The 13,426-nt window shown below is 45.3% G+C and carries 11 protein-coding genes and 1 tRNA gene; 9 read left to right on the plus strand and 3 right to left on the minus strand.

What is annotated here, in order from left to right; all coding sequences use genetic code 11:
• Window positions 1–91 precede the first annotated feature (91 nt).
• Window positions 92–703: a glycerol-3-phosphate 1-O-acyltransferase PlsY gene (gene plsY / locus ACHUFZ_RS15850; RefSeq protein ID WP_394127900.1), complete on the plus strand. Its 612-nt coding sequence runs from the start codon at window positions 92–94 to the stop codon at window positions 701–703.
• 43 nt (window positions 704–746) lie between these two features.
• Here the strand turns inward: plsY and ACHUFZ_RS15855 are convergent, their stop codons facing one another.
• The gene (locus tag ACHUFZ_RS15855; RefSeq protein ID WP_394127901.1) at window positions 747–1,562 is read right to left on the minus strand and encodes an alpha/beta fold hydrolase; all 816 of its coding nucleotides are present in this window, start codon (window positions 1,560–1,562) and stop codon (window positions 747–749) included.
• Between the two features lie 133 nt (window positions 1,563–1,695).
• Window positions 1,696–2,712: a tRNA (adenosine(37)-N6)-threonylcarbamoyltransferase complex transferase subunit TsaD gene (gene tsaD / locus ACHUFZ_RS15860; RefSeq protein WP_394127902.1), complete on the minus strand. Its 1,017-nt coding sequence runs from the start codon at window positions 2,710–2,712 to the stop codon at window positions 1,696–1,698.
• Window positions 2,713–2,943: 231 nt separating this feature from the next.
• Here tsaD and rpsU point away from each other — a divergent pair, with 231 nt between their 5' ends.
• The 5 genes from rpsU to ACHUFZ_RS15885 all read left to right on the plus strand — a co-directional run bounded on the left by rpsU (window position 2,944) and on the right by ACHUFZ_RS15885 (window position 7,662).
• A complete protein-coding gene (gene rpsU / locus ACHUFZ_RS15865) occupies window positions 2,944–3,159 on the plus strand; it encodes a 30S ribosomal protein S21 (protein ID WP_001145625.1) in 216 nt (71 codons plus the stop codon).
• 26 nt (window positions 3,160–3,185) lie between these two features.
• Window positions 3,186–3,629, plus strand: a complete 444-nt coding sequence (locus tag ACHUFZ_RS15870; RefSeq protein ID WP_053441106.1) for a GatB/YqeY domain-containing protein — start codon at window positions 3,186–3,188, stop codon at window positions 3,627–3,629.
• A 97-nt stretch (window positions 3,630–3,726) separates the two neighbouring features.
• Window positions 3,727–5,484, plus strand: coding sequence for a DNA primase (gene dnaG, locus ACHUFZ_RS15875; protein ID WP_394127903.1), 1,758 nt, complete (start codon window positions 3,727–3,729; stop codon window positions 5,482–5,484).
• A 98-nt stretch (window positions 5,485–5,582) separates the two neighbouring features.
• Window positions 5,583–7,439, plus strand: a complete 1,857-nt coding sequence (rpoD, locus tag ACHUFZ_RS15880; protein WP_394127904.1) for an RNA polymerase sigma factor RpoD — start codon at window positions 5,583–5,585, stop codon at window positions 7,437–7,439.
• Between the two features lie 147 nt (window positions 7,440–7,586).
• Window positions 7,587–7,662, plus strand: a tRNA-Ile gene (locus ACHUFZ_RS15885).
• Between the two features lie 63 nt (window positions 7,663–7,725).
• On the opposite strand, the gene djlA is transcribed toward ACHUFZ_RS15885, so the two are convergent.
• Window positions 7,726–8,577: a co-chaperone DjlA gene (gene djlA, locus ACHUFZ_RS15890; RefSeq protein WP_394127905.1), complete on the minus strand. Its 852-nt coding sequence runs from the start codon at window positions 8,575–8,577 to the stop codon at window positions 7,726–7,728.
• A 148-nt stretch (window positions 8,578–8,725) separates the two neighbouring features.
• Here djlA and lptD point away from each other — a divergent pair, with 148 nt between their 5' ends.
• From lptD to pdxA, 3 genes are read left to right on the plus strand one after another with little or no spacing between them, the layout of a single operon-like run.
• Complete coding sequence (gene lptD, locus ACHUFZ_RS15895; protein ID WP_394127906.1) at window positions 8,726–11,086, plus strand: LPS assembly protein LptD; 2,361 nt, start codon at window positions 8,726–8,728, stop codon at window positions 11,084–11,086.
• Window positions 11,087–11,139: 53 nt separating this feature from the next.
• Window positions 11,140–12,438: a peptidylprolyl isomerase SurA gene (surA, locus tag ACHUFZ_RS15900; RefSeq protein ID WP_394127907.1), complete on the plus strand. Its 1,299-nt coding sequence runs from the start codon at window positions 11,140–11,142 to the stop codon at window positions 12,436–12,438.
• Entirely contained in the window at window positions 12,428–13,420 is a 993-nt protein-coding gene (gene pdxA, locus ACHUFZ_RS15905) for a 4-hydroxythreonine-4-phosphate dehydrogenase PdxA (protein WP_394127908.1), read from the plus strand. The genes surA and pdxA overlap by 11 nt, the downstream gene beginning before the upstream one ends.
• Window positions 13,421–13,426 lie beyond the last annotated feature (6 nt).

A 13,426-nucleotide genomic window follows, 5' to 3' on the forward strand; every position in this document is an offset into this window, starting at 1 on the left:
AAACACTCTTGCGGTAGTTTGAGCGTGTCAGGCGCGATATAATATCAATTAGTTGCTTGACTAACACCTGTTTCAGACGAGTTACCTTACTATGACCCCATTAGCACTGGTTATGATCATTGTTGCCTACCTTCTAGGCTCGATCTCGAGTGCTGTTTTGATCTGTCGTATTCTACGTTTACCTGACCCTCGCGGCGTTGGTTCAAATAACCCCGGCGCCACTAATGTGTTGCGTATCGGTGGGAAAAAAGCGGCGGCAGCTGTTTTACTCTGCGACATGTTAAAAGGAACGCTTCCAGTCTGGGGCGGTTACTTCCTTGATATTGAGCCAGTCATCTTAGGCGTGATTGCTATTGCCGCCTGCCTAGGTCATATGTATCCACTCTTCTTTCATTTTAAAGGTGGAAAAGGCGTTGCGACCGCTTTAGGAGCAATTGCGCCAATCGGCTTAGATCTGACGGGAATGATCATTGCGACCTGGTTAAGCGTCGCTTTTGTGTTTCGCTACTCTTCTCTGGCCGCCATCGTCACAGTTCTACTGGCGCCGTTTTACACTTGGATGATTAAACCTCAATACACTTTGCCTGTGGCTATGCTGTGCTGCCTGATTGTTTTTCGCCATCATCAAAACATCAAGCGACTTATTGATGGGACAGAGCCCAAAGTGGGTGAGAAGAAGAATGGATTAAATAAAGCCTCTTAATATAGAGGCTTTATTTTTATAGAAGCTTTATGTTTAAGCCAGGCTAAGCGTAAACGCGCGATAAGAAGTTTTTCAGCATCTCAGTGACAAACTCTGGCTGTTCAAGATTTGAAATATGCCCCGCCTTAGGGATCTGAATCAACTCCGAACCAGTAATGCAATCGTGCATCAGATAAGACTCAAGTACCGGGCGAGGCTTATCTTCTTGGCCTACTGCGATCAACACAGGCAGAGCAAAATTTTCAATCTCTTCGATTTGATCGCGTCGACCAAAGACCATTCGACCGACTCTTGCCACTTCAACTGCTTGCTCGCCTTGTAACTGACTCAGAAAGTGAGAGAACTGCTCTACTAACTTCGGATTGTCCTGACTAGCATTATTAGCAAAAAACAGCGGCGTAACCGCTTCTACAATTGGCGCCGGAACCGCTTTAGCCTGAGTAATTGCATCTAACATGCCAAAGTATTTTTTATGGGTAACTTCTGGCTCTAATCCGACAAAGGTATCCATCAATACCAGTGAGTGAACGCGTGAAGGAACCAAAGAGGCCACTTCTGTTCCCCACATCCCGCCGACCGATAGACCAACAATAGAGAAATGTTCAATCTGTAAATGGTCCAAAAGAGCCACTACCTGCTTGGCATAATCTGACAATGAGCGGGTTGTTTCTGGCGCTGCATCAGACTCACCATGAGCCCATAACTCAGGCACAATGCAACGATAGTGCTGACTGAGCGCTTCTACTTGTGGCGCCCACATCTTGCTATCCCATAAATAGCTATGACCAAACACCAATACTGGCCCTGTACCTACATCTTGATAAGCCATTTCTCGGCCATCGACAGCAAACTTGTGCATACTTCTATCCATTGATTATTTTTATAAAATCGGAGGGTAACATTATTTCCTCAACTAAGAAGTCGGAACTCTCTTGGTTCAGATAAAGAAAAGGCCGCCATGATAGCGACCTTATTTAAACAGATTATGACGATTACGCGATCGGTTCCAATTGATCAATTGGCCAACGCGGTGTGGCTTGTACCGATAAGTCAGCCACTTCACCATTTTTAAGTCGTTGCATACCTGCATAGGCAATCATTGCACCGTTATCGGTACAAAACTCAGTGCGCGGATAATAAACTTCACCACCAATCTTCTTCGCTAACTGCTCAAGATCAGCGCGTAAACGTCGGTTAGCACTTACCCCACCGGCAATAACAATACGCTTGAAGCCAGTTTGCTCTAATGCGCGTTTACACTTAATGGTTAACGTAGCACATACCGCTTCTTCAAAAGCTAACGCAATATCCGCACGAGTTTGCTCATCATCACCATTGGCGGCAATGGTATTGGCAGTAAACGTTTTAAGACCAGAAAAGCTCATATCAAGTCCAGGACGATCGGTCATTGGACGTGGGAATTTAAAGCGACCCGGCGTGCCTTTTTCCGCCAATTTAGATAGTAGCGGGCCACCTGGGTAATCAAGCCCCATCAGTTTAGCGGTTTTATCGAATGCTTCACCAGCAGCATCATCAATCGACTCACCGAGGATCTTATATTCACCAATCCCTTTCACTTCAACCATCATGGTGTGACCGCCTGACACCAATACCGCTACAAATGGGAATGGCGGTGGGTTATCTTCAAGCATCGGCGCTAATAAGTGACCTTCCATATGGTGGACAGGTACCGCTGGTACGCCCCACGCATAAGCGACACTACGGCCAATCGTTGCACCAACTAGTAGTGCACCCACTAAACCAGGACCAGCGGTGTACGCCACACCATCGATATCTTTTGGTGTGAGGTTCGCTTCTTTTAATGCCGCTTTAATAAGAGGAATAGTCTTTTTCACATGATCACGGGATGCAAGCTCTGGTACTACACCGCCGTAATCAGCATGCAGTTTTACCTGGCTATATAATTGATGAGAAAGCAGTCCTTTCTCATCATCATAAATTGCAATTCCTGTTTCATCACAAGAGGTTTCGATACCAATAATGCGCATGCTTTGTCCCGGATGTATTTGTCTCTAATTCAAAATTGGCGCAATCTTACCTCGCCTTGGCTTCGCAAACAAATTTTGTGCAAACTCTACCCAACAAAATACTTTACAAAGGCTATGCGATCGGATTAAAATTCCGCACCATTTTTGATCAAGCTGGTTTGAGACCGAACATCAGTGTTTGGCTCACTAACGTTCCAGCATTAACGAATTAACCCCTGAGGTGAAAGGCATATGCCAGTAGTTAAAGTACGTGAAAACGAACCGTTCGACGTTGCTCTACGTCGTTTCAAACGCTCTTGCGAAAAAGCAGGTATCCTTTCTGAAGTGCGTCGTCGTGAGCACTACGAAAAACCAACTACAGTTCGCAAACGCGCTAAAGCAGCAGCTCAAAAGCGTCACGCTAAGAAGCTAGCTCGCGAAAACGCACGTCGCGTTCGCCTGTACTAATAACTAAGTCCTAAAGGATTATAGTTATGGCTCTTATTGACACGCTCAAAGAAGAGCAAAAATTAGCGATGAAAGCCAAGGACAAACCGCGCCTTGGCACTATCCGTTTAGCTCTGTCAGCAATTAAGCAACGTGAAGTCGACGAACAGATCACTCTGGGCGATGACGACATTCTTGCTGTGCTAACTAAAATGGTTAAACAGCGTCGCGACTCTGTAGCTCAATTTGAATCTGCTAATCGTCAAGATCTAGCAGACGCTGAGAAAGCTGAAATCGCTGTACTTGAGGACTTTATGCCTCAACCGCTTACTGATGAAGAAGTAACTGCACTAGTTGAAAGTGCGATTGCCGAATCTGGTGCTGCGGGCATGCAAGACATGGGTAAAGTGATGGGCGTTCTTAAGCCTCAAATCCAAGGGCGCGCAGATATGGGTAAGGTAAGTGGTTTAGTTCGCGCTAAACTGGCTTAATCTCCCACCCTATTGCAACAAGCCGTGCTATCCTCTGGAATGCGCGGCTTGTTTGTATCTACCCTCTCTAATTGTTAGTGCATTTTTCTAAGGTTTTATGGCAGGACACATCCCTCGTAGTTTCATTGATGACCTCCTTGCTCGACTCGATATCGTCGACATTATTGATGCTCGCGTAAAACTTAAGAAAAAAGGCAAAAACTACGGTGCTTGCTGCCCGTTCCATAACGAAAAGACCCCTTCATTTAGCGTCTCGCAAGAAAAGCAGTTCTATCATTGCTTTGGTTGTGGCGTACACGGTAATGCCATCGACTTTATGATGGAGTACGAGCGCTTAGAGTTTGTTGAAGCAATTGAAGAGCTGGCATCATTCCTTGGTTTAGATGTTCCAAGAGAACAGCACCAAGGCGGTAGCTTCCAATCCAATCAACCTAAAGCCAACTCAGAGCAAAAGCGCAATCTCTATGACTTGATGGGCAGTATCGCTCAGTTCTATCGTGATCAACTCAAGCAGCCAAAAAGCAAAGTTGCCATTGATTACCTAAAAGATCGTGGGCTTTCAGGCCAGATTGTGCAGAAGTTTGGTATCGGTTATGTCGCTGATGAGTGGGATTTAGTACGTAAGAACTTCGGTCAAACGCCGCAAACTCAAGAGATGCTTGTCTCTGGCGGCATGTTGATTGAAAACGATAAAGGCAACCGCTACGACCGATTCCGTGGTCGAGTGATGTTCCCTATTCATGACCGCCGTGGTCGAGTCATCGGTTTTGGTGGCCGTGTTCTGGGTGACGGAACGCCTAAATACTTAAACTCACCAGAAACCCCTATCTTCCATAAAGGCAAAGAGCTCTACGGCCTGTATGAAGTGATGCAAGCTTATCGCGAGCCACCGAAAGTCTTGGTGGTGGAAGGTTATATGGATGTGGTCGCTTTGGCCCAGTATGGTGTCGATTACTCAGTAGCCTCACTAGGCACATCGACAACTGGCGATCATATTCAGCTATTGTTCCGCCAAACCAATACAGTGGTTTGTTGCTACGACGGAGATAGAGCGGGTAAAGAAGCCGCTTGGCGCGCTTTAGAAAACGCTCTGCAATATCTAAAAACAGGCAATACGCTTAAGTTTTTGTTCCTCCCTGACGGTGAGGACCCAGATAGCTACGTACGTAAGCATGGCAAAGAGGCGTTTGAGCAGCAGATCGAACACGCAACACCACTATCAAGCTATCTATTTGATAACTTAATTGAAATACACCAGCTAAACCTTGGCAGTAACGAAGGTAAATCCGCACTGCGAGCACACGCCAGCGCTCTGATTGATAAAATACCCGACCCTTACTTCCAAGAACTGCTAGAAAAACTGCTCGATGAGCGCACCGGTTTTGACAACCGACGACGCCAGCCTCGCAAGAAGCAAAGTAACAGTCGACCTCAACCGCATAAAGAGATCAAACGTACGCCAATGCGTGAAGTGATCGCTTTGCTTATCAAGAATCCGAGCTATGCTCAAATGGTACCAGATCTCTCAAGTGTGAGAGAGTTAACAGTGCCAGGGCTAAGTTTATTTGTCGAAGTGCTTGAATATTGTCATCAACATCCCAATATAACTACGGGCCAGTTAATAGAACATTGGCGAAACAGTAGCCACGAGGCACTCTTATCTCGACTTGCAGGGTGGGAAATCCCCCTCGATGAAGATAATGAACAAGATATATTTTTAGACTCATTGGACAAAATACTTGCCCAGTGCGTCGAAAAACAAATTGAAAACCTGCAGGCTAAAGAAAGAAGCGTCGGTTTATCAACCGAAGAAAGAAGGGAGCTGCTAGCGTTAATGCTAGATTTAAAAGCGTAACCCTGTTCGATTAGTCAGCAATAAATAAATTTGTTAAGATGTGTGGTTTGCAACTCGCATACTAATTCCTTCACCAGATACTAAGTTGGATACCGTCTATGGATCAAAATCCGCAGTCACAGCTGAAACAACTTGTCATTAAAGGCAAGGAACAAGGCTATCTGACCTACGCAGAAGTAAACGACCACCTGCCCGCAGAAATCGTCGATTCAGAGCAGGTCGAAGATATCATTCAGATGATCAACGATATGGGCATTCGAGTAGTTGAAACTGCTCCTGATGCCGATGATCTTGCACTGAATGATGACGATACAATCACCGATGAAGATGCGGCAGAAGCTGCAGCCGCTGCGCTATCTAGCGTAGAAAACGAAATCGGCCGAACCACTGACCCAGTACGTATGTACATGCGTGAAATGGGTACTGTTGAGCTATTGACTCGTGAAGGCGAGATCGATATTGCTAAGCGTATTGAAGATGGTATTAACCAAGTTCAAAATGCAGTGGCAGAGTATCCAGGCACCATCCCATACATTCTTGAACAGTTTGATAGAATTCAAGCAGAAGAACTACGTCTTACTGACCTTATCACGGGCTTTGTTGATCCTGATGCTGACGAAACGGCAGCACCTACAGCGACTCACATCGGCTCTGAACTTGCAGAGTCTGAACTTGAAGATGAAGACGCTGAAAAAGAAGAGTCTGACGACTCTGACGATGATGAGGAAGAAGAGGAAGATACAGGTATTGATCCTGAGCTTGCTCTAGAGAAGTTCACTGCGCTTCGCAATACGTTCCAAAATTACCAGTTGGCATGTAACGAGTACGGCAACGAAAGCCCGAAAGCAACACTTGCTCACGAAATGGTTATCGACGTATTCAAAGAGTTTCGTCTTACTCCAAAGCAATTTGACTACCTAGTTGAAGAGCTGCGCACGTCAATGGAACGTGTACGTACTCAAGAACGTCTTATCATGAAGGCGACGGTTGAATACGGTAAGATGCCTAAGAAGTCATTCATTACTCTATTTACAGGTAACGAATCGACTGACGCTTGGTTAGATGAAATTCTTGCATCTGATAAGCCATACGCTGAAAAAGTTCGCCGCAGCGAAGATGACATTCGTCGCTCGATCTCTAAATTGAAGATCATCGAAGAAGAAACATCTCTAACGGTTCAAAACATCAAAGATATCAGCCGTCGCATGTCTATCGGTGAAGCGAAAGCTCGCCGTGCGAAGAAAGAGATGGTTGAAGCAAACTTACGTCTGGTAATTTCTATTGCGAAGAAATACACCAACCGTGGTCTACAGTTCTTGGATCTAATCCAGGAAGGTAACATCGGTCTGATGAAAGCAGTAGATAAGTTCGAATACCGTCGTGGTTACAAGTTCTCGACTTACGCAACGTGGTGGATCCGTCAGGCAATCACTCGTTCAATCGCAGACCAAGCACGTACGATTCGTATTCCGGTACACATGATCGAAACGATCAACAAGCTGAACCGTATCTCTCGTCAAATGCTACAAGAGATGGGCCGCGAGCCACTACCGGAAGAACTGGCAGAGCGTATGCAAATGCCAGAAGATAAGATCCGTAAAGTACTGAAAATTGCTAAAGAGCCAATCTCTATGGAGACACCAATCGGTGACGACGAAGATTCGCATCTAGGTGATTTCATTGAAGATACAACGCTTGAGCTACCACTAGACTCTGCAACTGCAGGCAGCCTAAAAGTAGCGACAAAAGACGTTCTAGCGGGCCTTACACCACGCGAAGCAAAAGTACTGCGTATGCGTTTTGGTATCGACATGAACACTGACCATACTCTTGAAGAAGTAGGTAAGCAGTTCGACGTTACTCGTGAACGTATCCGTCAGATCGAAGCAAAAGCACTGCGTAAACTTCGTCACCCAAGCCGCTCAGAAACTCTGCGCAGCTTCCTAGACGAATAATCGACTTGATGTTTGATTGATTAAAAGGTGAGCACTTGCTCACCTTTTTTGTCTCTAGGGATTTAAGTGGATAAAAACTAAGCGCATTTAGCCTTAATCGCGTCTAGACAGCCCGATCCTCATCCCCTATAATCGTTGACCTATTAAGGCCCCTTAGCTCAGTGGTTAGAGCAGTCGACTCATAATCGATTGGTCCGCAGTTCAAGTCTGCGAGGGGCCACCAAATACAGAAAAGGCGCATAGAGCAATCTATGCGCCTTTTTCGTTTTAAGCTAAAATCACCAATCTAAAAGCCTTTGGCCTTCTTGATTAAGTCGTAAGCATTTTGAATTTCTTGGGCTTTTTCTTTCGCCACATTCATCATTTCAGGCGGCAACCCCTTGGCCATCAGTTTGTCTGGGTGATGCTCGTTCATCAGTTTACGATAAGCGCGCTTAACCGTTTTAGCATCAGCATTACCATCCACGCCAATCAATTTGTATGCATCACTTAACTGCTCTGCACTAGACGCTTGTTGCCAGCCACCTCCTGAATGGTGAGAGCCTCCACCCGCTTGGCCCCCAAAACCACCTTGCTGAAAACGAAATGCCGCTTCTTGCATTCTTAGTCGTTGTTCAAGCTGCTCAGAAGAGAAATTCAAGCCACGAGCAATTTTGTGCAGTACATTACGCTCACTTGGGTGGATATCACCATCAGCAAACGCTGCCGAGATCTGTAGCTCTAAGAAAAACTGCATAAGGTCAAAACGACCACCTGCCGAGATACGAACTCGCTCTAGCACGGTATCTAAAGGAAAGTCACTCTCTTTGCCTTCACGAAACGCATTTTGCGCTGCTTTGCGTTGCTCGCCGTGTAGGCTCATGCGATCCATCATGGTGCTCGCAAGCTGGATCTCTTCTTTAGTGACCTGTCCTTTCGCTTTTGCAACATGGCCCATGACCGCGAATGCGGCTTTAAAGAACTCCTCTTGACGCTGAGCTTGGCTTGGTCCACTGCCAAAACCAGTATTAAACCCAGCTTGACGTAAACGACGAGCTTTATCGAATTGGTGACCTATAAATAAGCCGAATACAGCGCCAAATGCTCCCCCAAATAGGAAACCAAAGAAGGTGCCAAGAATTTTGCCAAAAATATGCATTATGTGCTCTCAATCTCTGAATTTTTTCGCCGTGAAGCGGTCTGATAGTGCCGTAAGCTTCAAATTACTTTATTATAAGGACCGTTTTATTTTACATTCGGTCACCTATTCACCGGATATATCAAGTTCAACAGGATAGTCAAACTCGATGTTACGTTTTCCACGCTCCTTGTTAGCCGCTTCAATCAGTGCTGCTTTTGTAGTGCCTCAGACTCAAGCAGAAACTATATCAGACGATAGTGTGCAGGAACTGCCCGCTGTAGATCAATGTTTGATCAACGAACCTGAGCCTGAAAACCCAAATCAACTACCTGTAAACGTCGAAGCAGATAGCTTAGAAGCTATTAACGGTGAAAAAGCGACCTACCGTGGTAATGTTGTTGTCGTGCAGGGTAAAAAGCGTATGCTTGCTGACAATGTTACTTTGCACCAGCAAGAAAATGTGGTTGTAGCAGAAGGTAATGTGACCTTCAGTGATGGTGAAGTTAAGACGATTTCAGACAAAGCCACCAACAACCTAAATACTGATTTTGTTACGCTTGAGAATACCAATTATCAGTTCTTGTGTGAACCTGGTCGTGGGGAAGCCGTTTATGTCTCTAAGACCGGTAAATCCGTCTACGAAATAGAAGATGGCTCTATCACCTCTTGTCCTGAAGGTGATAACTCATGGCGTATGGTAGCTTCGAGTATTGACATCGACCAAGATGAAGAAGAAGCGACCTTCTACAACCCCCGCTTTGAGGTTGTTAGTGTCCCTGTATTCTATCTTCCGTATCTTACTGTGCCGATTGGTGATACGCGTAAAACAGGTTTCCTTTACCCAACTGCGTCTTACGGTTCAAGTGACGGCTTTGAAATGGAGGTTCCTATCTATTGGAACCTCGCGCCTAACTACGATCTAGAGACCACGTTTAAATATATGCAAGAGCGCGGAACTCAGCTCAACAGTGAACTGCGCTATCTATCTGACTTAGGCTTTAGCTCTTTCAAATCAGAATATCTTCCTGATGATAAAAAATACACTGAGTATGGCGATCGTTGGGGCTTCCAATGGCAGCACTCTGGAATTTTCCAGAAGAATTGGAAGTTTGAGGTCGACTATTCTAAAGTCAGTGATATTGCCTACTTCTCACATATCGACTCATCAATCGGTAATCGAGAAGATGGTCAGCTAATCCAAGAAGCACAAGCTACCTATCGTTCAGAATCATGGGACGCATCGCTTCTAACACGTGATTTCCAAGTTCTAACGACCAGTAACAACTTGCCTTATCGCTTACTACCTCAATTAGAGTATAACTATTACGCTCCTGAGCTTATGCGTTACCTCGACTTTGATATGACAAGCCATATTTCGAGATTCGATACCGATGCGGAAGGTAAACCGTCAGCGACTCGCGTGCATATCGAGCCAGGTCTAACCATCCCTATAGGTACAACCTGGGGCAGTTGGACTACAGAAGCAAGGTTACTTGGTACTTACTATCAACAGGATCTTGATGGCGTAGATACCACCAGTGGCGACAAAGATTCAAACCCGTACTACGGCCTTGAAGAGAATGTCTCACGCGTTATTCCGGAATTCCGAACTCATGCGGGTGTAGTGCTAGAGCGAGATACCACTATCTTTAATGGCTACACTCAAACACTGGAACCACAGGTTCAGTATGTTTACGTACCAGAAGAAGATCAAAGCAGTATAGGCAACTACGATACGACACTGCTACAAACTGACTACTACGGCCTATTCCGTAGTCGCAAGTACAGCGGCGTAGATAAAATAGCTAAGGCGAACCAATTTAGCTACGGTGCCTCTTCTCGCTTCTTTGATGACGGTTACAAAGAAAGGCTGAATATCTCTTTTGGTCAGATTTTCTATATCGATAAAGACACTAAGAGCGATACCTTTAACTCGGAAGACACAAGAAAGTCTAATTACTCAGCGTGGGCTGTCGAAATGGACTTTAACTATGATGATTACCTGTTTTATCATGGTGGTATCCAATACGATATTGATACCAGTGAAGTTCAGCTAGGTAACAGCACTCTTGAATACCGTTTTAATGGTGGCTACGTCCAAGGTAACTACCGCTATGTGACTAAGGATTACTTGCAAGATACCGTAGATTTTGATGTTAGCGACATCACATTGGATGGTATTTCACAAGCGGGCTTACTGGCTGGTTATCAAATTAATCGCAACTGGAACACCAGTGCACAATATTTCTACGACTTAACCACTGAAGAGTCACTAGAATGGCTAGCACGTCTTAATTACACATCAGACTGCTGGTACGTTGGGTTTACCTATACCAAACAGCTACAAAGCTGGGATCCAAGCTTCTCAAGCTACCCTAACTCAAACCCTGTCTATGAAAACAACTTTAGCCTCAACTTCGGCATCATTGGTTTCGGTACAAGAATTGGTGCAGATTCAGGGATGACCGGATTAGATAGCGCAGGTAACTCATTAGGTTACGGTCGCCCATTCTTCTTAAACAACTAATTAGCAAGCCTGATGTCTAAGACATCAGGCGATTTGAATTTATAGGACTTTCAATGAAGTTTTGGAAACAAACATTACTGACACTGATGATCGCAAGCCCGCTAGGCTTAGTGCAGGCAGAGCCTGTCGCACTAGATAAAGTCGCTGTGATAGTAAACACAGGCGTTGTGTTACAAAGTGATATCGATACCTCAATTAAAACGCTTAAGGCCAATGCAAAGAAAAAAGGTCAATCTTTGCCATCAGAAGAGATTCTAACTGAGCAAGTAACCGAAAAGCTGATTGTCGACACGATTCAACAGCAAGAAGCGGAACGCCTAGGTGTGCGTATTGATGATAATCGCCTTAACGAAGCGATTGGCGAAATTGCGAAAAACAACCAGCAAACCGTAGAACAACTGCGTGCCTCTATTGCCAGTGAAGGCCTAAGCTATGCGGAATTTCGAGAGCAGATCCGTAAAGAAATTGCCGCCAGTGAAGCTCGCAATGCGCTAGTTCGCCGCCGCATCAACATCTTGCCAGCAGAAGTTGATAACTTAAGTGAGTTATTAGCCCAAGAGACTAATGCCACGGTTCAATACAAAATTGGTCACATCCAACTGCGTGTAAATGACGGTGATGATAAATCACAAATCGAAGCTCAGGCTAAAGAGTTGGTAAAAGAGCTCAATAATGGCGCTGACTTTAGCACTATGGCTTACACCTACTCCAAAGGCCCTAAAGCACTACAAGGTGGCGATTGGGGTTGGATGCGTAAAGAAGAAATGCCAACCATTTTCGCCGATCAGATTAAGCTACAAAACAAAGGCAGCATCATTGGTCCATTCCGCAGCGGCGTTGGTTTCCATATTCTAAAAATTGAAGATGTGAAAGGTCTAGAAACCGTTGCGGTGACTGAGGTCAATGCTCGCCATATCCTTATCAAACCGACTGTCATCCTAAGTGATGACGGCGTGAAAAACACCTTAAACAACATCATCCGTCAAATCAAAGCCGGTGAAGCGACCTTTGGTGAACTGGCTCAACAATACAGCCAAGATCCTGGCTCTGCCGCGCAAGATGGTGAATTGGGTTATCAAACATCTGATCTGTATGTTCCAGAGTTCAAACACCAAGTCGATACACTGCCTGTTGGCCAAATCAGTGAACCATTTAAAACCGTTCATGGCTGGCATATTGTTGAAATTCTCGATCGCCGTGAAGTAGACCGTACCGACTCTGCACTAAAGAATAAAGCTTACCGAATTTTGTTTAACCGTAAGTTCAATGAAGAAGCAAGTGCATGGCTACAAGAAATTCGCGCCAGTGCCTACGTAGAAGTCATTGAGGATACAGAGCAAGATGAACTGTAAACGAATTATTGTCACCGCTGGTGAGCCGGCGGGTATTGGGCCAGACTTAGTACTGGCTCAGTCCAAAGAAAGCTGGAATCACCAAATTGTGGTTTGCGCTGACAAAACAATGTTAGCAGAGCGCGCGCAACAACTTGGTATTGATGTCGAACTGATTGACTATCAACCCGATGCCCCGATAGTGGCGCAAAGAGCTGGGACCTTAGTTGTTGATCATATTCCACTAGCAACTAGCGCTGTCGCGGGCCAATTGGACGAAGCTAACGGCCATTACGTATTAAATACATTAGAAAGAGCCGCTTTAGGCTGTATGAATGGTGAATTTGATGCTATTGTCACCGGCCCTGTGCACAAAGGGGTTATTAACCGTGCAGGCGTTGCCTTCAGCGGCCATACTGAGTTCTTTGCAGAGAAGTCGAATACCCCGTTAGTCGTTATGATGCTAGCAACCGAAGGACTACGAGTCGCGTTGGTTACAACGCACATTCCGCTAGCGTATGTATCTCAAGCAGTAACGGAAGAGAGACTCGAAAAAATCATCGCGATTTTGCACAAAGACCTGGTCGAGAAGTTCGCTATCTCGTCACCGAATATCTATGTATGTGGACTCAATCCACATGCCGGAGAAGATGGTGTGCTCGGTAAGGAAGAGATCGAGACAATCACTCCAACATTAGACAAACTGCGCCAACGTGATGGGATCAATCTTATTGGACCATTACCCGCTGATACTATCTTCAATGAAAAGTACCTTGAAGATGCTGACGCAGTGCTTGGAATGTACCACGATCAGGTACTTCCTGTACTAAAATACAAAGGCTTTGGCCGCTCGGTTAATATTACCTTAGGGCTGCCATTTATCAGGACCTCCGTTGATCACGGCACTGCGCTTGACCTAGCAGGAACAGGTAAGGCAGATACAGGAAGCTTCCGAACGGCTTTAGCTCATGCCATTGAGCTAGTCGATAAGAAATCGAAATAACTTGAG

It is taken from the genome of Vibrio hepatarius (assembly GCF_043642085.1).
GTDB lineage: Bacteria > Pseudomonadota > Gammaproteobacteria > Enterobacterales > Vibrionaceae > Vibrio > Vibrio hepatarius_C.